The sequence below is a fragment of the Pseudomonas sp. 31-12 genome, from assembly GCF_003151075.1.
Taxonomy (GTDB): domain Bacteria; phylum Pseudomonadota; class Gammaproteobacteria; order Pseudomonadales; family Pseudomonadaceae; genus Aquipseudomonas.
Genome location: NZ_CP029482.1, coordinates 1,395,387 through 1,418,000, shown reverse-complemented (window position 1 = coordinate 1,418,000; position 22,614 = coordinate 1,395,387). Strand labels below are relative to the sequence as shown.

Here is a 22,614-nt window from a genome sequence, read left to right as displayed (position 1 = left end):
GAACACAGAATAGGAAGATTCCCGGCGCTGAAAAGCGGTTTTTAGAGTAATTAGTCAAAAAAAGCAGGAATGCCCTAAAAATCAGAAAGTGCTGTCGGAAAAATTAACCGACATTTCTTGTTTCATTGCCGCTTCATCAAAGTGCTACCAATCATTTTTTCTCAGCAACCGAACGGTTTAAGCTATTTGTTATCTGTTTAAAGTCCGTTGCGTTTGGCCGAAGGCATGTCCGAACCGATATTTTTGATCCAGCACGTGCCAGGAACGGCGCGGGATTGTTCACGACAGGTTTTACTTATGCATCGCAGGAATTTGCTCAAAGCGTCCATGGCCATCGCTGCCTATACCGGTTTGTCCGCCACCGGCCTGCTGGCCGCCCGGGCATGGGCGGGCACCGGCGCCGCTGATGGCGAGGCCCAGGCGTTCGATTTCGAGGCGCTGAAGATTCAGGCCAAGCAACTCGCCGGCAATCGCTATCAGGACACCAAGCAGGTGCTGCCGCCGACACTGGCCACCATGACGCCGCAGAATTTCAATGCGATCCGCTACGACGGCAACCACTCGCTGTGGAAAGACTTGAACGGTCAGCTGGACGTGCAGTTCTTCCACGTCGGCATGGGCTTCAAGCAGCCGGTGCGCATGTACAGCGTCGATCCCAAGACGCGTCAGGCCCGTGAAGTGCATTTCCGCCCTTCCCTGTTCAACTATGAAAAGACCACGGTCGACACCAAGCAGCTGACAGGCGACCTGGGGTTTTCCGGATTCAAGCTGTTCAAGGCACCGGAACTGGACAGGCACGATGTGTTGTCCTTCCTTGGCGCCAGTTATTTCCGTGCAGTAGACGCCACTGGCCAGTACGGTCTGTCGGCCCGCGGCCTGGCGGTCGATACCTACGCCAAGAAGCGTGAGGAGTTCCCGGACTTCACCAAGTTCTGGTTCGAGACCCCGGGCAAGGACAGCACCCGTTTCGTGGTCTACGCCCTGCTGGACTCGCCGAGCGCTACCGGTGCGTACCGCTTTGACATTGATTGCCAGGCCGAACGCGTGGTGATGGAGATTGACGCTCACATCAACGCACGCACCGCCATCGAACAACTGGGCATCGCACCGATGACCAGCATGTTCAGCTGTGGCACCCACGAGCGCCGCATGTGCGACACCATTCACCCGCAAATCCACGATTCGGATCGCCTGGCCATGTGGCGCGGCAACGGCGAGTGGATCTGCCGCCCACTGAACAATCCGGCGACGTTGCAATTCAACGCCTTCGCCGACACCGATCCAAAAGGTTTTGGCCTGGTGCAGACCGATCACGAGTTCGCCAATTATCAGGACACCGTGGACTGGTACAGCAAGCGTCCTAGCCTGTGGGTAGAACCTACGACCGCGTGGGGCGAAGGCTCTATCGATCTGTTGGAAATTCCTACAACCGGCGAAACGCTCGATAACATCGTCGCGTTCTGGACCCCGAAAAAACCGGTCGCGGCCGGTGATTCCCTGAACTACGGCTACAAGCTCTACTGGAGCGCCCTGCCACCGGTGAGCACGCCACTGGCACGGGTCAACGCGACCCGTTCGGGCATGGGCGGCTTTATCGAAGGCTGGGCACCGGGCGAGCATTACCCGGAAGTCTGGGCACGACGCTTTGCCGTGGACTTCACCGGTGGCGGTCTGGACCGCTTGCCGGAAGGCGCGGGGATCGAGCCGGTGGTAACCTGCTCGAACGGCGAGGTGAAGGACTTCAACGTGCTGGTGCTGGATGACATCAAAGGTTATCGGATTACCTTCGATTGGTACCCGACCAATGACAGCGTGGCGCCGGTTGAGCTGCGGTTGTTCATTCGCACCAATGACCGGACATTGAGCGAGACCTGGTTGTACCAGTATTTCCCGCCGGCGCCGGATAAGCGTAAGTACACCTGATAGTAAAAGGTTGTCTGGGCTGGCCCCATCGCGAGCAGGCTCGCTCCCACAGGGGTTCTTCGTTGGATACAAAATTTGTGTTTTATGGAGATCCAATGTGGGAGCGGGCTTGCTCGCGAAGACGGCCTGACAGACGACAGATGTTCTCGCCCAGAAACACAAAAGCCCCGATCACATCGATCGGGGCTTTTTGGTTTTACAGCCCGCATTCAGTCGCGCAAATCCGACTCATGAATCGGCTGATCCCGGTGCGTCGCCCGCTGATACTGCGCCGGCCAGATCGCCTTGCGCCCGCCCAGATCATCATCGGCATGTAGCGGCCAGTACGGATCGCGCAGCAGCTCCCGCGCGAGGAAGATGATGTCAGCCTGACAGGTGCGCAAAACGTGCTCGGCCTGGGCCGGCTCGGTAATCATTCCTACCGTGCCAGTGGCGATGCCTGACTCCTTGCGCACACGTTCGGCGAAACGCGTCTGATAGCCCGGCCCTGTAGGAATTTCCGCGTTGGCCGCCGTACCACCCGACGAAACATCAATCAGGTCGACACCCAAGTCTTTGAGGCGTCGTGCCAGTTCAACGGTTTCATCAGGATTCCAGCCGTCTTCCACCCAGTCGGTGGCCGACACACGCACAAACACCGGAAGCTCCTCAGGCCAGACCGCACGCACTGCTTCGGTAACTTGCAGCACTAGTCGAATCCGGTTCTCGAACGAACCGCCATATTGATCGCGGCGCTGATTGCTCAAGGGCGAAAGAAACTGATGCAACAGGTAACCGTGAGCGGCGTGGATTTCGACCACTTTGAAACCGGCGGTCAGTGCTCGCTTGGCTGAGGCGACAAAGGCCTGGATGACTTCGGCAATCTCGCCTTCATCAAGCTGCTTGGGATGTGTGTGCTGGGGATCGAAAGCAATCGGCGAAGGTCCCACCGGCACCCAGCCACCGTCTTCGGGTTTGACGCTGCCATGCTTGCCGATCCACGGCCGATGGGTGCTGGCCTTGCGTCCGGCGTGCGCCAGTTGAATGCCGGCCACAGCGCCTTGAGCGGCGATGAAGCGGGTGATGCGTTGCAGGGGTTCGATCTGCTCGTCATTCCACAGGCCGAGGTCCTCGGCGGTGATGCGCCCGTCGGCCGTGACCGCCGTGGCTTCGGTAAAAATCAGGCCGGCGCCGCCAACGGCGCGGCTGCCGAGGTGAACCAAGTGCCAGTCATTGGCCAGCCCATCAACGCTGGAGTACTGGCACATCGGTGATACGGCAATGCGGTTGAGCAGGGTCAATTGACGAAGGGTATAGGGTTCAAGCAGCAGACTCATGGGGCACCTCTCGAATCAGTGGGCAGGCTCCAGGGTTCTGTTTGAAAAGTCGACGAGTGACAGGAAAAAGGCGTAGCACCCGCCCCCGCGGGCAAAAATTGGACAAGACGTCACAAGGATAATCAAGCAGTGCTTAGAGCCTAGTCGACATCGGGGGATGAGGGAGGGTTCCGGGGATATTTGGCGTGAGGGCGATCGCTTTCGCGAGCAAGCCCGCTCCCACAGGGTTTGCGCAAATCCTGTGGGAGCGGGCTTGCTCGCGAAAGGCTCAGCGCGGTTCTATGTGGGCAATCATCAGTTGCACCGTCTCGTTCCCGCGAAACTCGTTGAGGTCGAGTTTGTAGGCCAGTTCCACCCATTTGATCGTCGGATTCGGCCAGATGTCGCGGTCGATGCCGAAGGCAATGCCATCGAGCTTCACCGAGCCGCATTCGCTTCTCAGCACCACTTTGAGGTGCCGTTCGCCGACGACGCGCTGCTCAACCAACTGAAACACCCCATGAAACAGCGGCTCCGGGAAGTGCTGCCCCCACGGGCCTGCATGGCGCAGGGCACGGGCCAGTTCAAGATGGAACTCTTCGACAGCCAAAACCCCGTCCGACAGCAGTCGCCCGGTCAGGTCTTCTTCGCGCAATTGCCTGCGCACTTCAGCGTCAAAGGCCTCGGCGAACAACGGAAAATTCGCTTCGGGCAAGGTCAGACCGGCCGCCATGGCGTGGCCGCCGTACTTGGTGATCAGGTTCGGATGTTGCGCGGCCACCACGCTCAAGGCGTCACGGATGTGGAAACCCTGAACCGAACGCCCCGAGCCCTTGAGCAAACCATCGCCGGCATCGGCAAAGGCAATGGTCGGACGGAAATAGCGCTCTTTCATACGCGAGGCGAGGATTCCGATGACACCCTGGTGCCACTCGGGATCAAACAGGCACAGGCCAAACGGCATCGACTCGACCGGCAAATCCTTCAGTTGAGCCAGCGCTTCACGCTGCATGCCCTGCTCGATGGATTTGCGGTCCTGGTTCATCCCGTCGAGTTGCACGGCCATTTCCCGCGCCAGCCCCGCGTCTTCGGTGATCAGGCATTCGATGCCCAGGCTCATGTCATCCAGACGCCCCGCCGCATTCAGGCGCGGGCCGACAATGAAGCCCAGGTCGGTCGAGGTGATGCGCGCCGGTTCACGCTTGGCCACTTCGAGAATCGCCTTGATGCCCGGACGGGCACGCCCGGCGCGAATCCGCTCCAGGCCCTGGTGCACCAGAATCCGGTTGTTGGCATCCAGCGGTACGACGTCGGCGACGCTGCCCAGCGCCACCAGGTCCAGCAATTCGCCGATGTTCGGCTGCGGCGTGTTTGCGTACCAGCCGAGGCTGCGCAACCGTGCGCGCAGGGCCATCAACACATAGAAAATCACCCCGACGCCGGCCAGTGCCTTGCTCGGAAATTCGCAGCCGGGCTGGTTCGGATTGACGATGGCATCGGCCAACGGCAGTTCGTCTCCGGGCAAGTGGTGGTCGGTGACCAGCACGTTCAGGCCCGCCTTCTTCGCCGCCGCCACGCCTTCGACACTGGAGATGCCGTTGTCGACTGTGATCAGCAACTGAGGCGTGCGTGTCAGCGCCACTTCAACGATTTCCGGGGTCAGGCCATAGCCATACTCGAATCGGTTCGGCACCAGATAATCGACATGCGCCGCGCCGAGCAGCCGCAACCCCAGCACGCCCACGGTACTGGCCGTCGCGCCATCAGCGTCGAAGTCGCCGACAATCAGAATCCGCTGGCGCTGCTCCAGTGCTGACACCAGCAAATCCACCGCCGCATCGATGCCTTTGAGCTGCTGGAACGGAATCAGCCGCGCCAGGCTCTTGTCCAGTTCCGCCTCGGATTGCACGCCCCGCGCCGCGTAAAGACGCGTCAGCAGTGGCGGCAGATCACCGAGGAATGGCAGGGTGTCGGGCAACAGGCGAGGTTCGATGCGCATGGGGTGACAGGTGCTTCTCTTGAATACGTAGGATAAAACCGGATAACGCGAAGGAACGGCGAAATATCAGCCGCGTTCGCCGCTCAGCCACTGCAACTGGACTTCGTGCTGACCACGGTCGTCGGTGACGAAAATCGTCCCTTCGCTGATCATCACATCCCACTTGATAACGCGGGGCATGTCTTTGGACAGGGTTTCCAGGATGTCCTGAGGCACGGCCGCGATGTGCACGTTTTTCAGGTTCTTGATCGCCGGGATCACTTTGGTTTCCCAGACGCGCAGGCTGCCGTAGGCCAGCAGGCTGGTGCGCTCGGTACGGCGCGAGCACCAGGTCAGGCGATCGGCGTCTGGCTGGCCGACTTCGATCCAGTGCAGGACACGATCATCCAGGCTCTTTTCCCACAGGGCGGGTTCATCCACGTCTGACAGACCGCGACCGAACGACAGCTGCTCGTTGTACCAGAAGGCGTAGGCCAGCAGCCGCACAGTCATGCGCTCTTCGGTTTCCGAAGGGTGGCGGGCGATGGTCTGCTTCACGGTCTCGTAAACGCTGCGGTCGAGGTCGGTGAGGTTCAGTTCAAACTTGTAGGTCGTGGACGGCTGGGCCATGAACGGGCTTCTTGATACGAGGAAAGGCGGCAAGTCTAACCGATGCAGTAGGCAATCAACGAATAGAAGGCGATGAACCTTGGTCGTCTGACATTGGGCTATGTTAAAAGGCTATATCCGCTCAGCCTTTGTCTTACAGGATCCAGCATGCCGTTCACCGCCAAACCGCTCTCAGGTCTGAAAGTCATCGAATTGGGCACCTTGATCGCCGGGCCGTTTGCCTCGCGCATTTGCGCTGAGTTCGGCGCCGAAGTGATCAAGATTGAATCCCCCGACGGCGGTGATCCGCTACGCAAGTGGCGAAAACTGTACGAAGGCACCTCGCTGTGGTGGTTCGTGCAAGCCCGCAATAAAAAGTCCCTGACCCTGAACCTGAAACACCCGGACGGCCTGACGATTCTGAAAAAGCTGCTGAGTGAAGCGGACATCCTTATTGAAAATTTTCGCCCTGGCGTCCTGGAAAAGCTTGGCCTGGGCTGGGATGTCTTGCACGCCCTCAACCCCAAACTGGTGATGGTGCGGCTGTCGGGGTTCGGCCAGACCGGGCCAATGAAAGATCAGCCCGGTTTTGGCGCGGTCGGCGAGTCCATGGGAGGCCTGCGCTACATCACCGGTTTCGAAGACCGGCCACCGGTACGCACCGGGATTTCCATCGGAGACTCAATTGCCGCGCTGTGGGGTGTGATTGGTGCGCTGATGGCTCTGCGTCATCGCGAGGTCAACGGCGGCCAGGGCCAGGTGGTGGACGTGGCGCTGTATGAAGCGATCTTTGCCATGATGGAAAGCATGGTGCCGGAGTTCGACGTATTCGGTTTCATCCGTGAGCGCACCGGCAATATCATGCCGGGCATCACGCCCTCCTCGATCCACACCAGCGCTGACGGCAAGCATGTGCAGATCGGCGCCAATGGCGATGCGATCTTCAAGCGTTTCATGCTGGTCATCGGCCGCGAAGACCTGGCCAACGACCCGGTGCTGGCCAGCAACGATGGCCGTGACAGCCGCCGCGACGAGATTTACGGGGTGATCGATCGCTGGGTCAATTCGCAGCCGCTGGACACCGTGCTGGCGAAGCTGAATCAGGCCGAGGTGCCCGTCAGTCGGATCTTCAGCGCCGAAGACATGTTCAGCGATCCGCAATACCTGGCCCGGGAAATGTTCCTGCAGGCCAAGCTGCCAGACGGCAAAGACTTCAAGATGCCGGGGATTGTGCCGAAACTCTCTGAGACACCCGGCGATTGCGAATGGGTCGGGCCACAACTGGGTGAGCACAACGCACAGGTACTCCAGGAACTTGGCTATGACGCGTCGCAGATTGCTCAACTGCGCAAAGACGGAGCCATCTAAGCTGAGGCGCCGGCTAGCGCAGTCCATCAGAATCTGCCTGGCGCATGGCGGACGGGTAGTGCGCGCGCTGCTGGTTACGCTTCTGCTCGCCGGGCTGGTCCCATCCGCGATGGCGCAACCCAAGGAAACGCTGATCTGGCTGATGCGTGATTTGCCGCCATTGACGATCTTCGAAGGACCGAAAAAAGGCCAGGGCGTTATCGATCAACTGTTGCCGCTGTTGATCGCCGGCATGCCGCAATACGAACACACGCTGATGCGGGTCAATCGCGCTCGCGGCTTGCAAATGCTCCACGACCCCTCCCTCACGTGCGACGCGGCGCTGAACAAAAGCAAGGAGCGCGAGCGCTGGATTGCGTTTTCCATTCCGGTTTTTCGGGCCATGAGTAATGGTGTGGCGGTAAGGCGGGTGGATCGTGAGGCGCTGACACCCTTTATCCAGGACGGTGAACTGGACTTGGCCGCCCTGCTAGCCAGTGGCCGCGAGAAGCTGGGCATCATCGCCGAGCGCAACTATGGCCAGTACCTCGACGCACTGCTCAAGCAAGCGCCGCCCGACGCGCTGACGCTGCACTACGGCAACGACGCCTTGGGCAGTCTCCTGCAAATGCAACGTCTGGGACGATTGCGCCTGCTACTGGGCTATCGCCCGGAAATCCGTTACCAGGCCCAGCAGCAGGGAATCGCGGAGGATGAGCTGCAGTTTTACCCGATTCGTGGCGCGGAAAAATTCTTGTCCGGTTACATCGGCTGTACCGACACACCCAAGGGCCGGCAAGCGATCGTCGAGATCAATCAGCTGCTGCGCAAACTGCCCCGCGACCAGTTGAGCGAGGCTTACGCCGCGTGGCTCGACCCGGAAAGTCGCAGTGCTTACCTCGAAGAATCCCGAGTGTTCTTCGAGCATCAGGCGCAGCAATGACAAATCGCAGGCAAAAAGAAACCCCGAGAAGTGGGGAGACGACTCGGGGTTAAACGTGGCCTACATAAAGACCAGTAACTGCAGGCTACAAGCACCGGAGCACAATGCTTGATCCTGCTGTTACATGGTCTGACGACCTGAGTGCAGGAAGGTTCCCACAAAAGAACAATTCAATTTCGACTGGCCAGAATCTTGTCCTGAGCCGCATTGCGCAGAGCCGCGATGACGCAGGGCTCCAGCCGTCCTTCGGCAATCAGCACGTCGCGGTGCAAGCCGTCGACGACATCCGTCAGCAGACGGTAATCGGTTAACTGGGCTTGATTGAATGCCCGTTCGACCACGATCGCGCCGGTCGCATTCTTCAGTGTCACCAGGCATTCGCCATGGGCGCCCGACGGGGTCAGCGTGACCTGATACGGGCTCAGCGCCTCACCGAGCAATAGACTGATACTTTCCATCTCGATCACCACTCAATAGTCCGAAAACAAAGTGCCTGGGGCGTGTTCACAGTAAGTGACCACTGGCCCGAGAAGAAAGTTCTGGATTCCAGGTGCAGACGCGTCGGCGTCCCTGGTCGACTGAGCATGCACGGCAAAGATGACAGGGAAAAAACAGACGATTCACATGTGCCTTGTCCGGCGACCGATATCGGTCCATCCACCCAGCAATCCTCGCAATCGACCATCGGCGCTGTAGAACGGCACCGTCCACTGGTAGATGTCCTGGACACCGTTGTTGAACATTAATTGACGCTCACTGAAGCGTGGCTTTCGAGTCTCCATCTGCGCCATGAATTCGGCATGCAGCAGCTCAGCGGTCTCTTTGGGCAACACATCGAGCTCAATCAGCCGTCTGCCCTGAACCTGATCAAAACGAGTGCAGAGACTTTCTTCGTAACTCTTGTTGCACATGATCAAACGCCCTTCCAGATCACGAACAAACATCGGATCGGGCATGGCGTCCATCAACGCATGCTGGAACGCCAGTTGATCGCCGAGACCTATCTCGGCGTCGACGCGCTGCTTGATCAGCGCCGCAAGCCTGCGGTTCCAGAGCAAGGAAAGCAGGCCGAACAGGCTGACGATAAACATGCTCCAGCAAAGCCAATGAGTCATCTGCCGCCAACGGGAAGGTGACTGAACGGGGGCGATTCCATTGAGCCACTTCAGGCGGATCGTGCGCAGTTCTGCTGCCGGAAAGGCCTCAAGCGCCTTGTTGAGAATGCTCAGCAACGGCGACTGACCTTTGCGTACCGCGAGGTGATCAGCCTCCCATTTGCCCTCCACTGCCCGCCCGACCTTGAGCTGGCCCAACGGATAGAGCTGCGCCCCGATTTCATTTTCGATAGTGGCAAAGGCTTCACCACTTTCAACCAGCGCCCTGGCTTCGGCATACGTCTTGACCGTGCGCAACTCGATCGACGGGTGGTCGCGGCGAATCGTGCCTTCGAGTGCGTGCCGGGCCGGCAACACAAGCACTCTTTTTGCCAACTGCTCCAGGGAGTGCACGACCGGTGCATCTGCTCGCCCGACAACCACCCAGCCAGCGCCACCGAACGCATGACTGAAATCCAGAAACGCCTTGCGCTCGTCATTCATTGCCAGGGTGGTGCTCATGTCCGCCTCGCCATTTTCCAGACGCCCAAGTAACTGATCGGTAGAGAACGACTCTTCGTGAACAAACTGCAAGCCTGTCATGGCACTGATGCGATTGAGCAGATCGTTGTTCAGACCGCTCCATTGGCCGTGCTCATCCTTGAACAGATAAAGCGGGTATTGCACCGATGAGACGATGACTTGCGGGTGCTCGGCAATCCACCTCATTTCCTGAGCGTCCAGATCGACGGTTGCGCCGCCCGAGCCGCTGGACTCAGGTGCCGCCAATTGCGCAGCCGTCCCTTTTTGGGCCAAGCCCAGGACGCCGATCAAAAACATCCAGCACACGGCTGGCTTTAACCCTCTGAAAAACAGCATTACCACTTCCTTCGCAATCAACTCGCCCGTCCTTCCTGGGGCGAAAACGCGACAAGTGTGGCATGCAGAAATGAGAAAGCCCGTCAGGAGACGGGCTTCAAAATGTGACAGCTTTTAGCGGTTACAGCGGCTTGCCGCGGTTGCCATGCTGACTGACAAAGGCCTGCACGGCTTTCAAATCATTCGGCAACACGGTGCAACGCTCATCTCTCTCAAACAAATCAGAAAGATGTGCAGGTAGTTCAAGCGCTTTTCCTACGCCGGCTTTCTCTACTGCATCCGGGAATTTGACCGGATGGGCCGTGCCGAGAATCACCATTGGAATATCCAGGCTACGACGGCATTCGCGCGCAGCCTTCACACCGATGGCAGTATGCGGATCCAGCAGCTCACCGGTTTGCTCGTAGACTTCAGCAATGGTTTCGCAGGTTTGTGCGTCATCCACGGCCAGGGAATCGAACAGCTTGCGGGCTTCGGTCCAGCGTTCTTGTTCGACGCTGAAGCCGCCACCCTGTTTGAAGTTGTCCATCAAACCGGCAATCGCTGCGCCATTGCGACCGTGCAGGTCGAACAGCAGGCGTTCGAAGTTCGACGACACCATGATGTCCATCGACGGCGACAGCGTGGCGTGCAGGGTTTCCTTGACGTACTGATTGCCGCTCATGAAGCGGTGCAGGATGTCGTTGCGGTTGGTGGCGACGATCAACTGGTTGATCGGCAGGCCCATGTTGCGTGCCAGGTAACCGGCGAAGATGTCGCCGAAGTTGCCGGTCGGCACCGAGAACGATACCGAACGCGCCGGGCCACCCAACTGCAGGGCTGCGTGGAAGTAGTAGACGATCTGGGCCATGATCCGCGCCCAGTTGATCGAGTTCACCGCCACCAGGCGCGTGCCCTTGAGGAAGCTCTGGTCGGCGAAGCTCGCCTTGACCATTTCCTGGCAGTCATCGAAGTTGCCTTCGATGGCGATGTTGTGGATGTTCTCGCCGAAGAGGGTGGTCATCTGGCGACGCTGCACTTCGGACACGCGGTTGTGCGGGTGCAGGATGAAGATGTCGACGTTTTCGCAGTGCTTGCAGCCTTCGATGGCGGCCGAACCGGTATCACCGGAAGTGGCACCGACGATGACCACGCGCTCGCCGCGTTTTTCCAGCACGTAGTCGAGCAAGCGACCGAGCAGTTGCAGGGCGAAGTCCTTGAACGCCAGGGTCGGGCCGTGGAACAGCTCCAGCACCCATTCGTTGCCGTTCAACTGACGCAGCGGCGCGACAGCGTTGTGCGAGAACACGCCGTAAGTCTCTTCAAGAATCTTTTTGAAATCGGCATCAGGGATGCTGCCGGTGACGAACGGGCGCATCACCCGGAAGGCCAGCTCGTGATACGGAAGTCCGGCCCAGGAAGCGATTTCTTCCTGGGTGAAACGTGGCAGGTTTTCCGGGACGTACAGACCGCCATCGGTAGCGAGACCGGCCAGCAGGACATCTTCGAAATTCAGGGCCGGTGCCTGGCCGCGGGTACTGATATAACGCATGACTGGCTCCAATAGACAGTGTTCGCAAACCCGGGCCCGCTCGCAGGCCCGGTGAACGATAACGGCTTAGTTCAGGTGCTCGACACGGATCCGTACAACCGGACCGACCACGCCTGTCAGGGCTTCGAGGGCGGCGATCGCGTCGTTCATGTGCTGTTCCAGCACGCGATGAGTCAGCAGGATCATCGGCACCAGACCGTCATGCTCTTCGACTTCTTTCTGCATGATCGATTCGATGTTGATGCCGCGCTCCGACAGGATACTCGCCACCTGGGCCAATACGCCCGGATGGTCCTTGGCCTGGATGCGCAGGTAGTAGGCGCTTTCACAGGCTTCGATCGGCAGGATCGGGTGCGCGGACAGCGAGTCCGGCTGGAAGGCCAGGTGCGGCACACGGTTTTCCGGGTCGGAGGTCATGGCGCGAACCACGTCCACCAGGTCAGCGATCACCGACGAAGCGGTCGGCTCCATGCCAGCGCCGGCGCCGTAGAACAGGGTCGAACCGGCAGCATCACCGTTGACCATCACCGCGTTCATCACGCCATTGACGTTGGCGATCAGGCGATCAGCCGGGATCAGCGTCGGGTGCACACGCAGCTCGATGCCGGACGCTGTGCTGCGAGCGACGCCGAGGTGCTTGATGCGATAGCCCAGCGCTTCGGCGTAGTTCACGTCAGCGGTGGTCAGCTTGGTGATGCCTTCGGTGTAGGCCTTGTCAAATTGCAGCGGGATGCCGAAGGCGATGGAGGCCAGGATCGTCAGCTTGTGGGCCGCGTCGATGCCTTCAACGTCGAAGGTCGGATCGGCTTCGGCGTAACCCAAGGCTTGCGCCTCGGCCAGTACGTCTTCGAAGGTGCGACCCTTCTCACGCATTTCGGTGAGGATGAAGTTGCCGGTGCCGTTGATGATCCCGGCGACCCAGTTGATGCGGTTGGCCGACAGGCCTTCACGGATCGCCTTGATCACCGGAATGCCACCGGCCACAGCCGCTTCGAACGCCACGATCACGCCTTTCTCGCGAGCCTTGGCGAAAATCTCATTACCGTGAACGGCGATCAGTGCCTTGTTCGCGGTGACCACATGCTTGCCATTCTCGATGGCCTTGAGTACCAGCTCGCGGGCAACGGTATAGCCGCCCATCAGCTCTATAACGATGTCGATCTCAGGGTTCGTGGCCACTTCGAAGACATCGTTGGTAATCGCAATACCGGTCGTTTGGAACTGAGGCTTTGGCGTGCGCATGGCAATTTGTGCCACTTCGATTCCACGCCCGGCACGACGAGCAATTTCCTCGGCGTTGCGCTGAAGTACGTTGAAGGTACCGCCACCGACGGTCCCTAACCCACAGATGCCTACTTTGACCGGTTTCACTGTGAACTCCCCATAAAACGGCCGACTCAAGGCCGGCCGTGAAAACAGCCGCATGCTCGCGGCTCTCTATTAATGGCCCGGCAAATGGTGCCACCGGACCATGATCGTCAAGGGCTGGCCGTGACGATGCGAATTATTTCGCGCCCAGCGCCAGTTTGGCGACTTGTGGCGCAGGCTGGTAGCCCGGAATGACCTGACCGTCAGCCAAAACGATGGCCGGTGTGCCATTCACGCCGATCGACTGACCGAGGGCGAACTGTTTGGAGACCGGGTTATCGCACTTGGCGGCCTTGATTTCCTTGCCGTCGACCATCTTGTCCATGGCTGCTTTCTTGTCTTTCGAGCACCAGACCGCTTGCAGCTGTTCGTCACCCGGCGATCCCAGGCCCTGGCGCGGGAACGCGACGTAACGCACTTCGATGCCGCGCTTGTTCAGCTCAGGCACTTCGGCGTGCAGTTTGTGGCAGTACGGGCAAGTGGTGTCGGTGAACACGGTGATGTGCGATTTGGTTTCGCCGATCGCCGGGTAGACCACTGTTTCCGCGACGGGAATGGCGTTGACCAGTTTGGACACGCCCAGGCGTTCGGTCTTCTCGGTCAAGTTGATCGGTTTGCCGTCCTTGAGCTGGAACATGTAGCCCTGAACTACGTATTGACCGTCGGCGCTGGCGTAGAGCACGCGGCTGCCTTGCAGCTTGACTTCGTACAGGCCCGGCAGCGGACTGGCGGAGATGCTTTCTACCGGCACTTCGAGCTGGAGGTTTTCCAGGCTTTTACGAATGGCTTTGTCGGCCGCGTCATCGGCGACGGCAAAGGTGCTGACCAACGCAATGGCTGCGGCGGCGAAAATCTGGGTCAGACGCATGAGAACTCCTGAAGACGGACAAATGGGACGATCAGAACGCCCGTGCCGAAACACAGGGTCATAACCGCCCATCGTGCAAACCGGCAAAGCCTACCACAGAAGGCCCCTGTGGCCGAATGCGGGTGATACAACCATGTCTGACTGACACCCCTCGCCACAGTCAGCATTTCAATTTCAGGAACTGGGTTCAGCCGCGCGGGTGATGTTTGGCGTGCAGATCCTGCAAGCGTGCGCGGGCGACGTGGGTGTAGATCTGGGTGGTCGACAGGTCGCTGTGGCCGAGCAGCATTTGCACCACCCGCAGGTCAGCGCCGTGGTTGAGCAGATGTGTGGCGAAAGCGTGGCGCAAGGTATGCGGCGACAGCGACTTGCCGATCCCGGCGACCTTGGCCTGGTGCTTGATGCGGTGCCAGAAGGTCTGGCGGGTCATCTGATCGCCGCGCTGGCTGGGGAACATGACATCGCTGGGACGCCCGCCGAGCAGTTCCTGGCGGCCATCGCGCATGTATCGCTCGACCCAGACAATCGCCTCTTCGCCCATCGGCACCAAGCGCTCCTTGCTGCCCTTGCCCATCACCCGCAGCACGCCTTGACGCAGATTGACCTGCTCCAGCGTCAGGCTGATCAACTCCGTCACCCGCAAGCCGCACGCGTAAAGCACTTCGAGCATGGCGCGGTCCCGTTGGCCGATGGCTTCGCTCAAGTCTGGTGCCTTCAGCAGCGCTTCCACGTCCGCTTCCGACAGAGATTTAGGCAACGGCCTACCCAGTTGGGGCATATCGACGCGCAAGGTCGGATCGACGGCGATCAGCTTTTCACGCAGCAGATAACGATAAAAGCCACGCACACCGGAGAGGAATCGCGCCGTTGAACGGGGTTTGTAATTTTGCTCCAGACGCCAGGCCAAGTGATCGAGGATCAGCTCGCGCCCTGCGTTGATCAGTTCCAGGCCCTTGTCCTGCAGCCAGCCGTTGAATAAGGCCAGGTCGCTGCGATAGGCATCGCGGGTGTTATCGGACAGGCCTTTCTCCAGCCAGAGAGCGTCGAGGAATTGGTCTATCAGGGGATGATCGATGGCGGGCATAGAGGCTCAGGCAAGACAGGTAACGACTGGACAGTCTTTCATAGCGCGCCCGCCTGCGGAACCATTGCACGTATAAATCGCAGGCAACAAAAAAGCAGCCCGTAGGCTGCTTTTTTTTGCATCGGAAGCTGGACTTAAGCCAGTTTTTCCTTGATGCGAGCTGCTTTACCGGACAGGTCACGCAGGTAGTACAGCTTGGCTTTACGTACGTCACCGCGACGTTTAACGGCCATGCTGTCGATTTGCGGGCTGTAGGTCTGGAAAGTACGCTCTACGCCAACACCGTTGGAGATTTTACGAACGGTGAAAGCACTGTTTACGCCGCGGTTACGCTTGGCGATAACAACACCTTCGAACGCTTGCAGACGCGAACGGTCGCCTTCCTTCACTTTCACCTGAACGACAATGGTGTCGCCCGGGGCAAAGGTAGGGATCTCTTTGGTCATCTGCTCTGCTTCGAGTGCAAGGATGATTTTGTTAGTCATGCTGTGCTCCTAAGGTAGATCGTCGGATCTACCATCGATACGTTGTTAACTATCGTCCCGCTCGCGGATGTATTCCTCGAGCAGCTTCTTCTCTTCTCCAGAAAGCGAGCGGCTTTCCAGAAGATCGGCGCGTCGTTCAAAGGTCCTACCAAGGGACTGCTGTAAACGCCAACGCCGGATATGCGCGTGATTGCCACTTAGCAATACGTCGGGAACACGCTGATCCGCATACACCTCCGGTCGGGTGTAGTGCGGGCAATCCAGCAAACCATCCGTAAAGGAATCTTCCTCGGCGGAGTCCGCATGCCCTAAAGCTCCAGGCAGCAGTCGTGTAACCGCATCGATCAGGACCATCGCCGGCAGCTCGCCGCCAGACAGTACATAGTCGCCAATCGACCACTCTTCATCGACATGAGCTTCAATGAAACGCTCGTCAATGCCTTCATAGCGGCCGGCAATCAGGATCAATGCATCCAGATTCGCCAACTCGCGTACCGCCGACTGAGTCAGTTGACGGCCTTGGGGGGACAGGTAAATCACCTTCGCCGCCTCCCCGGCTGCTGCCTTGGCCTGAACCAGAGCATCTTCCAGGGGCTTGATCTTCATCACCATGCCCGGGCCACCGCCAAATGGGCGATCGTCCACAGTGTGATGTCGATCCGTCGTGTAGTCTCGCGGATTCCAACAGGTGAGCTGCAACAGCCCCTGTTTCACCGCACGACTGGTGATGCCGTACTCGCTGATGGCGGAGAACATCTCGGGAAACAAACTGATCACTTCTACGCGCAAGTTAGCCACGCTTAGAAGTCCGCATCCCATTCCACCTTCATCTCGCCTGCGGCAAGGTCGACGGCCAACACGCATTGCTCGGTATAGGGCAACAGGCGTTCGCGATCATCCAGGCTGCCAGCGCAAGGCTTGACCACCATTACATCATTGGCGCCGGTTTCCAGAAGATGATCGATTTTCCCGAGCAATTGCCCGAGTTGATCAATAACCTTCAGACCTTCCAGCTGGTACCAGTAGTACTCGCCGTCGGTCAATTCAGGGAACAGGTTGCGCGGCACGCAGATCTCATAACCGGCCAGAAGACGAGCTTCTTCACGATCATCAAGACCCTTGAGCTTTGCGACCAGGAACTTGTCGTTCCCGCGTCCGCTGACCAGCTCGACCTGTTTCACATTGCCTTCGCGCTTGAGCGTCCAGGTTTTGTACTGCAACAGGTTTTCAGTCGGATCAGTAAAGGAATAAACCTTCACTTCGCCGCGAACGCCGTGAACAGAATAAATCTTGCCGATAACGATCAAATCATCAGCAACAGCAGGCGTCGCGTTCATATTGCTCAGGCCGCAGCCTTAGCAGCGTCCTTCAACAACTGAGCAACACGCTCAGAAGGCTGTGCACCAACGCTCAGCCAGTAGGCTACGCGCTCTTGGTTCACGGACAGACGGACTTCTTGACCACGAGCAACAGGGTTGAAGAAACCAACCTGTTCCTTGTGCGAACCGTCGCGCGGGTTGCGGCTGTCGGTTACGGTCAAGTGGTAAAACGGGCGCTTTTTGGAGCCGCCAAGGGCAAGACGGATTGTTAGCATGTGAACATCGTTCCTGTAGTCGGTGCTGCAAATCTAAAGGCACAGCGGGCATAGGTGCCCGAAAGGCCGCATATTCTAAGGAATATCCGGACTTTTGCAAATGACTTTTTCCGACGGCCTTTCGGTCGCCATCAAGATTTGCTATAGAGCCGTCGTTGAAAACGGCCAGTCAGCTCCCGCCAAGTGCGGGTTTGCTGTTGATCCCACGTCCCTGTGGGTTAGCGCCGACATAGATGCCGGCGCGAATTCTTTACATTTTCGGCATGCCGCCGCCGGGCAACATACCGCCCATGCCGCGCATCATCTTGGCCATTCCGCCTTTCGCGGAGAATTTCTTCATCATCTTCTGCATCTGCTTGTGCTGCTTGATCAAGCGACCGATGTCCTGCACCTGCGTGCCGGAACCCATGGCAATCCGGCGTTTGCGCGAACCGCTGATCAGCTCAGGGTCGCGGCGCTCGGCCGGAGTCATGGAATTGATGATGGCTTCCATCTGCTTGAACTGCTTCTCTGCCGCGCCCTGGGCATTGCCCATTTGCGCCAGATTGACACCACCGATGTTCGGCAGTTTGTCCATGAGGCCGCCAAGGCCGCCCATGTTCTTCATCTGTTGCAGCTGATCGCGGAAGTCTTCGAGGTCGAAGCCCTTGCCCTTCTTCAGCTTCTTGGCCAGTTTGTCGGCCTTGTCCTTGTCGAGGGTCGCTTCGGCCTGTTCGATCAGGCTGAGCACGTCGCCCATGCCGAGGATGCGCGAAGCGATACGCTCAGGGTGGAACGGTTCGAGCGCTTCGCTCTTCTCGCCCATACCGATGAACTTGATCGGCTTGCCGGTGATGGCACGCACCGACAGGGCGGCACCGCCACGGGCGTCGCCGTCGACCTTGGTCAGGATCACACCGGTCAGCGGCAATGCGTCGCCGAAGGCCTTGGCCGTGTTGGCAGCATCCTGGCCGGTCATGGCGTCGACCACGAACAGGGTTTCGACCGGGTTGATCGCGGCGTGCAACGCCTTGATCTCGCCCATCATCTCTTCATCGATATGCAGACGACCGGCGGTATCGACGATGACCACATCAATAAACTTAAGCTTCGCTTCTTTAATAGCCGCTTGCGCGATCTCGACCGGCTTCTGGCTCAGGTCGGACGGGAAGAAGGTGACGCCGACTTCACCGGCAAGCATTTCCAGCTGCTTGATCGCCGCCGGACGGTAAACGTCCGCGGACACGACCATGACCGACTTCTTCTTGCGCTCTTTAAGGAAGCGCGCAAGTTTACCGGCCGTGGTGGTTTTACCCGCACCCTGCAAACCGGCCATCAGCACGACGGCTGGCGGAAGGGCGCTCAGGTTCAAATCTTCGTTGGCGGCGCCCATCAGGCTTTCGAGTTCGGCCTGGACGATCTTCACGAAGGCCTGGCCCGGCGTCAGGCTGCGTGACACCTCGGTGCCGACGGCGCGCTCCTTGACCGAATTGACGAAGTCTTTCACCACCGGCAAGGCGACGTCGGCTTCGAGCAACGCCATGCGCACTTCGCGCAGGGTGTCTTTGATGTTGTCCTCGGTCAGCTTGGCCTTGCCGGTGACATGGCGCAGCGTCTGCGAGAGACGGTCGGTTAAGTTTTCAAACATTGCGCGATCCTTTCAGGCCCTGTGTAGACCGGGATAATGGCGGCCCAGACCGGAATAAACATGTGCTCGGCGAGCCTGCGGCGTGGGCAGGTCGCGGATTATAGCGAAGACTGCGTCTGGCGGACACCTCGTCGTCAGGTTGCATGGTCTTTCGTGCTGCGGGGGTTCTATGCCAAACTCAGCGCCTTTCGGGCTTGCCTAACAGGATTTATGCTCCCCTTGTCACCCAGTTTGCTGACTACCCTCGCCGCCGCCTGCTTATATGCCGCTGCGACTATCTATCAAGGCACTCGTCTGGCCACCGGCGCCAAGGCGAACAAACGCCTGCTGGTCACGCTCGGCGTATTGGCCGTGCTGGCTCACAGCGCCAGCCTTTTCACCCACCTGCTGACCCCGATCGGCCTGGGCCTGGACTTTTTCAGTGCTGCCAGCCTGATTGCCGCAGCGGTCATCGCCCTGACCCTGCTGGCTTGTTCGCGGATACCGGTGGAGAACCTGCTTATATTGCTGTTCCCGCTCGGTGCCGCCACGGTGCTGCTTGCACAGTTCGCCCCCGCAGGCACGGTGCAGGTCATCGATGAAGAGCCGGGCATCCTCGCGCACATCCTGCTATCGATCCTCGCCTACGGCATGTTCACCATCGCGATGTTTCAGGCCTTGTTGCTGCTGGTCCAGGACCACCAGCTCAAGCACAAGCACCCATCGGGGCTGATCAAGAACTTCCCGCCGCTGCAAACCATGGAAAGCCTGCTGTTTGGCTTTCTCTGGGCCGGCTGGACCCTGCTGTCGCTGTCGTTGCTGTCCGGCTGGCTGTTCGTCGACAACCTGTTTGCCCAGCACCTGGTGCACAAAACCCTGCTGGCTTGCCTGGCCTGGATCGTCTTCAGCGTGCTGCTTTGGGGCCGTAACCGCCTCGGCTGGCGCGGACACAAGGCCATTCGCTGGACCCTCGCCGGTTTCTGCCTGCTGATGCTGGCGTACTTCGGCAGTAAGCTGGTCCGTGAATACATCCTGCACATCTGACGGGCGGCATTAATGGACGACTTGCCCATAGGGCCGATGCTCGCGGTAGTGGCCCTGCTGATTTTATGGTCGGGGCTTTTTACCGCCATCGAAACGGCGCAACAGCACTTGCTGGCGCAACGAACCGCCTCGCGCTCCGGCGACAAACCGGTCGCGAAACTGAGCTTCCCGATCAACAGCCTGATCTTCTGCAATACCCTGTGCCGCGCTCTGGCGGTGGTCATCAGCACCTTGCTGGCGATTTTCATCTGGGCAGAAAACGGGCCGTGGGTTGCCTGCCTGGGTGCCGGGGTCGCGCTTCTGGTGTTCGCCGATTACCTGCCGCGCACCCTCGCCGTGCGCTATCCCGACGCAGTCCTGGCCCTGGGCAACACGTTGCTCGGCGCGCCACTGAAAATCATCTACCCGGCCGCGTGGCTGCTCAACGGCTTCACTCAACTGCTGATGCGACCGTTTGCCCGCAAAGTCAAAGTGGTGCAACAGAGTGAAGACGAAGCCCCGAACGACCGTAAAGACGAGCTCGATCAAGCCGTCTGCCGCCCACACCCGCTCTCGGGCATCCATGCGCTCGACAACATCACGGTCAACGACATCCTGGTGCCGCGCAGTGACGTCGACGGGATCAACCTCGACGACTCCCTGGAAGAGATCATCGAGCAATTGCGCAACAACAAGCGCACCCGCCTGCCGGTGTTCCACAGCGACATCAACCAGGTCGAAGCGGTGCTCAACACTCGGCAGATCCGCCATATGCTGCCCAACGCGAGCCTGACCCTCGAAGCGCTGCTGGCCGCCAGCCACGAACCGTACTTCGTGCCGGAAAGCACGCCGCTGCAGTTGCAACTGCTGAATTTCCACAAGCAGCAGCGTCGACTGGGCATGGTGGTTGACGAGTACGGCGAAGTGCTCGGCATCGTGACCCTGGAAGACATTCTCGAAGAAATCGTCGGCGAATTCGAAAGCCAGCACAGCCTGGAAAACCCGCACATCCACCCGCAGGCCGATGGGCGCCTGATGATCGAAGGTGCCGCGTCGATTCGCGAATTGAACAAGAGCCTGGGCTGGCACCTGCCCAGCGACGGTCCTAAGACCCTCAACGGTCTGGTGACCGAGGCGCTGGAGACGATTCCGGACAGTGCGGTGTGCCTGAAGATCGGGCGTTATCGGCTGGAGATTCTGGAGACGGAAGACAATCGTGTCACTCAGGTTTTGATCTGGCATACCAGCTCGGTGCCAGTCGTTATCTAAACCCTGACACCCGACCTGTGGCGAGGGAGCTTTCTCCTGCTGGACTGCGAAGCAGGCCCGATAACAGACGCAGCGACCATCCTGAAGAACGCATCCAGCCATTTGCGGCCGCTGCGCGCCCGAGCGGGAGCAAGCTCCCTCGCCACAAAAGCCATCACTCTGCCCGCGACACTTGTTTGATCGTTAGCCACCTTCCTATAATCGAATCCGCTTACCCAAGCCCCGCCGGGCCACGTGCTTACCCCGCACGCAGCAGGTTCCGGCCAGACCATCGGCAATTTCCGCACTACACCGACGACTGTTCCTACCTTGAACAGCGGCCGCGCCTCACTCCCACATCCCTGGGTGTTCGACCATAATAATTCGCTCCACTGGGGCACATGACTGTCAGGGATAACCGCATGACGACCAGCACGACTTATACCGAAACCACGCCCGCGCAACCGACGAACTCCGCCACCCGCGTGGCGACGGCGAGTTTTATCGGCACGGCCATCGAGTTTTACGACTTTTACGTCTACGCCACCGCCGCTGCGCTGGTGATCGGTCCGGTGTTCTTTCCGCAGACCTCCGGCACCGCCCAGATGCTGTCGGCGTTCCTCACCTTCGGCATCGCCTTCCTCGCACGACCATTGGGCTCGGCGCTGTTTGGCCACTTCGGTGACCGCATCGGGCGCAAATCGACACTGGTCGCTTCGTTGCTGTTGATGGGCGTGTGCACCACGCTGATCGGCGTGCTGCCGGGTTACGACAGCATCGGGGCCTGGGCGCCGATCCTGCTCTGTGTGCTGCGTTTCGGCCAAGGCTTGGGGCTGGGCGGTGAATGGGGCGGTGCGGCGCTGCTGGCGACGGAGAATGCGCCCAAAGGCAAACGCGCCTGGTTCGGCATGTTCCCGCAGCTCGGTCCGTCGATCGGATTTCTGGCGGCGAACGGCTTGTTCCTTACCTTGGCGATGACCCTGGATGACGAGCAGTTCCGCTCGTGGGGCTGGCGGATTCCGTTCCTGCTCAGCGCCGCATTGGTGATGGTGGGTTTGTATGTTCGACTGAAACTCCACGAAACCCCAGTGTTTGCCAACGCCATGGCCCGTCAGGAGCGCGTAAAGATCCCGCTGGTCGAGCTGTTCAGCCAGTACTGGGCGCCGATGCTGTTGGGGGCCGGGTCGATGGTGGTGTGCTACGCGCTGTTCTACATCTCGACGGTGTTTTCGCTGAGTTATGGCGTGGCGACACTCGGCTACAGCCGCGAAACCTTCCTCGGCCTGCTGTGCTTCGCCGTGTTGTTCATGGCCGCCGCGACGCCGTTGTCAGCCTGGGCCAGCGACCGTTACGGGCGTAAACCGGTGCTGATCATTGGCGGCGTGCTGGCGATTCTGTCGGGGTTCTTGATGGAACCGCTGCTGACCCAAGGCTCGACCTGGAGCGTGGCGCTGTTCCTGTGCATCGAGCTGTTTCTGATGGGCGTGACGTTTGCGCCGATGGGCGCGCTGCTGCCGGAGCTGTTTCCCACGCATGTGCGCTATACCGGCGCGTCGGCAGCCTACAACCTGGGCGGCATCGTCGGAGCCTCGGCGGCGCCGTTCTTCGCGCAGAAATTGGTGGCGATGGGCGGTTTGAGTTATGTCGGCGGGTATGTGTCGGGGGCGGCGGTGTTGAGCTTGATTGCGGTGCTGTGCCTGAAGGAGACGCGGCATAACGATCTGAATCGGGTTGCCTGA

The 22,614-nt window shown here is 59.4% G+C and carries 20 protein-coding genes; 6 read left to right on the top strand and 14 right to left on the bottom strand.

The window, feature by feature from the left end:
* Nucleotides 1–297: 297 nt before the first annotated feature.
* Nucleotides 298–1,923: a glucan biosynthesis protein D gene (locus DJ564_RS06450; RefSeq protein WP_109628150.1), complete on the top strand. Its 1,626-nt coding sequence runs from the start codon at nt 298–300 to the stop codon at nt 1,921–1,923.
* 209 nt (nt 1,924–2,132) lie between these two features.
* Here DJ564_RS06450 and DJ564_RS06445 read toward each other — a convergent pair whose 3' ends face one another.
* The 3 genes from DJ564_RS06445 to DJ564_RS06435 all read right to left on the bottom strand — a co-directional run bounded on the left by DJ564_RS06445 (nt 2,133) and on the right by DJ564_RS06435 (nt 5,826).
* Complete coding sequence (locus tag DJ564_RS06445) at nt 2,133–3,239, bottom strand: NADH:flavin oxidoreductase/NADH oxidase (RefSeq protein WP_109628149.1); 1,107 nt, start codon at nt 3,237–3,239, stop codon at nt 2,133–2,135.
* A 268-nt stretch (nt 3,240–3,507) separates the two neighbouring features.
* Nucleotides 3,508–5,217: a single-stranded-DNA-specific exonuclease RecJ gene (gene recJ / locus DJ564_RS06440; protein ID WP_109628148.1), complete on the bottom strand. Its 1,710-nt coding sequence runs from the start codon at nt 5,215–5,217 to the stop codon at nt 3,508–3,510.
* 66 nt (nt 5,218–5,283) lie between these two features.
* Nucleotides 5,284–5,826, bottom strand: coding sequence for a YaeQ family protein (locus DJ564_RS06435; RefSeq protein WP_109628147.1), 543 nt, complete (start codon nt 5,824–5,826; stop codon nt 5,284–5,286).
* Between the two features lie 147 nt (nt 5,827–5,973).
* On the opposite strand from DJ564_RS06435, the gene DJ564_RS06430 reads away from it, so the two are divergent.
* Both DJ564_RS06430 and DJ564_RS06425 read left to right on the top strand, forming a co-directional pair.
* Nucleotides 5,974–7,173 carry a CaiB/BaiF CoA-transferase family protein gene (locus DJ564_RS06430; RefSeq protein WP_109628146.1) on the top strand — a complete coding sequence of 400 codons (1,200 nt, stop codon included), beginning with the start codon at nt 5,974–5,976 and terminating at the stop codon, nt 7,171–7,173.
* Entirely contained in the window at nt 7,127–8,095 is a 969-nt protein-coding gene (locus DJ564_RS06425; RefSeq protein WP_109628145.1) for a TIGR02285 family protein, read from the top strand. The genes DJ564_RS06430 and DJ564_RS06425 overlap by 47 nt, the downstream gene beginning before the upstream one ends.
* A 170-nt stretch (nt 8,096–8,265) precedes the next feature.
* Here the strand turns inward: DJ564_RS06425 and DJ564_RS06420 are convergent, their stop codons facing one another.
* From DJ564_RS06420 to ffh, 11 genes are all read right to left on the bottom strand, one after another.
* Nucleotides 8,266–8,553, bottom strand: coding sequence for a DUF3509 domain-containing protein (locus DJ564_RS06420; RefSeq protein WP_109628144.1), 288 nt, complete (start codon nt 8,551–8,553; stop codon nt 8,266–8,268).
* A 162-nt stretch (nt 8,554–8,715) separates the two neighbouring features.
* On the bottom strand, nt 8,716–10,068 hold the full coding sequence (locus DJ564_RS06415; protein WP_109628143.1) for a transporter substrate-binding domain-containing protein: 1,353 nt from the start codon (nt 10,066–10,068) through the stop codon (nt 8,716–8,718).
* A 121-nt stretch (nt 10,069–10,189) separates the two neighbouring features.
* The gene (thrC, locus tag DJ564_RS06410) at nt 10,190–11,599 is read right to left on the bottom strand and encodes a threonine synthase (protein WP_109628142.1); all 1,410 of its coding nucleotides are present in this window, start codon (nt 11,597–11,599) and stop codon (nt 10,190–10,192) included.
* A gap of 66 nt (nt 11,600–11,665) precedes the next feature.
* Nucleotides 11,666–12,970 carry a homoserine dehydrogenase gene (locus tag DJ564_RS06405; RefSeq protein ID WP_109635956.1) on the bottom strand — a complete coding sequence of 435 codons (1,305 nt, stop codon included), beginning with the start codon at nt 12,968–12,970 and terminating at the stop codon, nt 11,666–11,668.
* Between the two features lie 133 nt (nt 12,971–13,103).
* Nucleotides 13,104–13,835 (bottom strand): bifunctional protein-disulfide isomerase/oxidoreductase DsbC, encoded by a 732-nt coding sequence (gene dsbC, locus DJ564_RS06400; protein ID WP_109628141.1) that lies wholly within the window; start codon nt 13,833–13,835, stop codon nt 13,104–13,106.
* Nucleotides 13,836–14,022: 187 nt separating this feature from the next.
* Nucleotides 14,023–14,919 (bottom strand): site-specific tyrosine recombinase XerD, encoded by an 897-nt coding sequence (gene xerD / locus DJ564_RS06395; RefSeq protein ID WP_109628140.1) that lies wholly within the window; start codon nt 14,917–14,919, stop codon nt 14,023–14,025.
* A gap of 134 nt (nt 14,920–15,053) precedes the next feature.
* Complete coding sequence (gene rplS, locus DJ564_RS06390) at nt 15,054–15,404, bottom strand: 50S ribosomal protein L19 (RefSeq protein WP_003175895.1); 351 nt, start codon at nt 15,402–15,404, stop codon at nt 15,054–15,056.
* Nucleotides 15,405–15,449: 45 nt separating this feature from the next.
* Nucleotides 15,450–16,223, bottom strand: coding sequence for a tRNA (guanosine(37)-N1)-methyltransferase TrmD (gene trmD, locus DJ564_RS06385; protein ID WP_154503229.1), 774 nt, complete (start codon nt 16,221–16,223; stop codon nt 15,450–15,452).
* Nucleotides 16,205–16,741, bottom strand: coding sequence for a ribosome maturation factor RimM (gene rimM, locus DJ564_RS06380; protein WP_008014731.1), 537 nt, complete (start codon nt 16,739–16,741; stop codon nt 16,205–16,207). Before rimM ends, trmD begins: the two co-directional genes overlap by 19 nt.
* A 5-nt stretch (nt 16,742–16,746) precedes the next feature.
* Nucleotides 16,747–16,998 (bottom strand): 30S ribosomal protein S16, encoded by a 252-nt coding sequence (gene rpsP, locus DJ564_RS06375; RefSeq protein ID WP_007944872.1) that lies wholly within the window; start codon nt 16,996–16,998, stop codon nt 16,747–16,749.
* Between the two features lie 250 nt (nt 16,999–17,248).
* Entirely contained in the window at nt 17,249–18,625 is a 1,377-nt protein-coding gene (ffh, locus tag DJ564_RS06370) for a signal recognition particle protein (protein ID WP_109628139.1), read from the bottom strand.
* Nucleotides 18,626–18,835: 210 nt separating this feature from the next.
* Here ffh and DJ564_RS06365 point away from each other — a divergent pair, with 210 nt between their 5' ends.
* The 3 genes from DJ564_RS06365 to DJ564_RS06355 all read left to right on the top strand — a co-directional run bounded on the left by DJ564_RS06365 (nt 18,836) and on the right by DJ564_RS06355 (nt 22,614).
* Nucleotides 18,836–19,648, top strand: a complete 813-nt coding sequence (locus DJ564_RS06365) for an inner membrane protein YpjD (protein WP_109628138.1) — start codon at nt 18,836–18,838, stop codon at nt 19,646–19,648.
* A gap of 12 nt (nt 19,649–19,660) precedes the next feature.
* A complete protein-coding gene (locus tag DJ564_RS06360) occupies nt 19,661–20,896 on the top strand; it encodes a transporter associated domain-containing protein (protein WP_109628137.1) in 1,236 nt (411 codons plus the stop codon).
* 401 nt (nt 20,897–21,297) lie between these two features.
* Nucleotides 21,298–22,614: an MFS transporter gene (locus DJ564_RS06355; RefSeq protein WP_109628136.1), complete on the top strand. Its 1,317-nt coding sequence runs from the start codon at nt 21,298–21,300 to the stop codon at nt 22,612–22,614.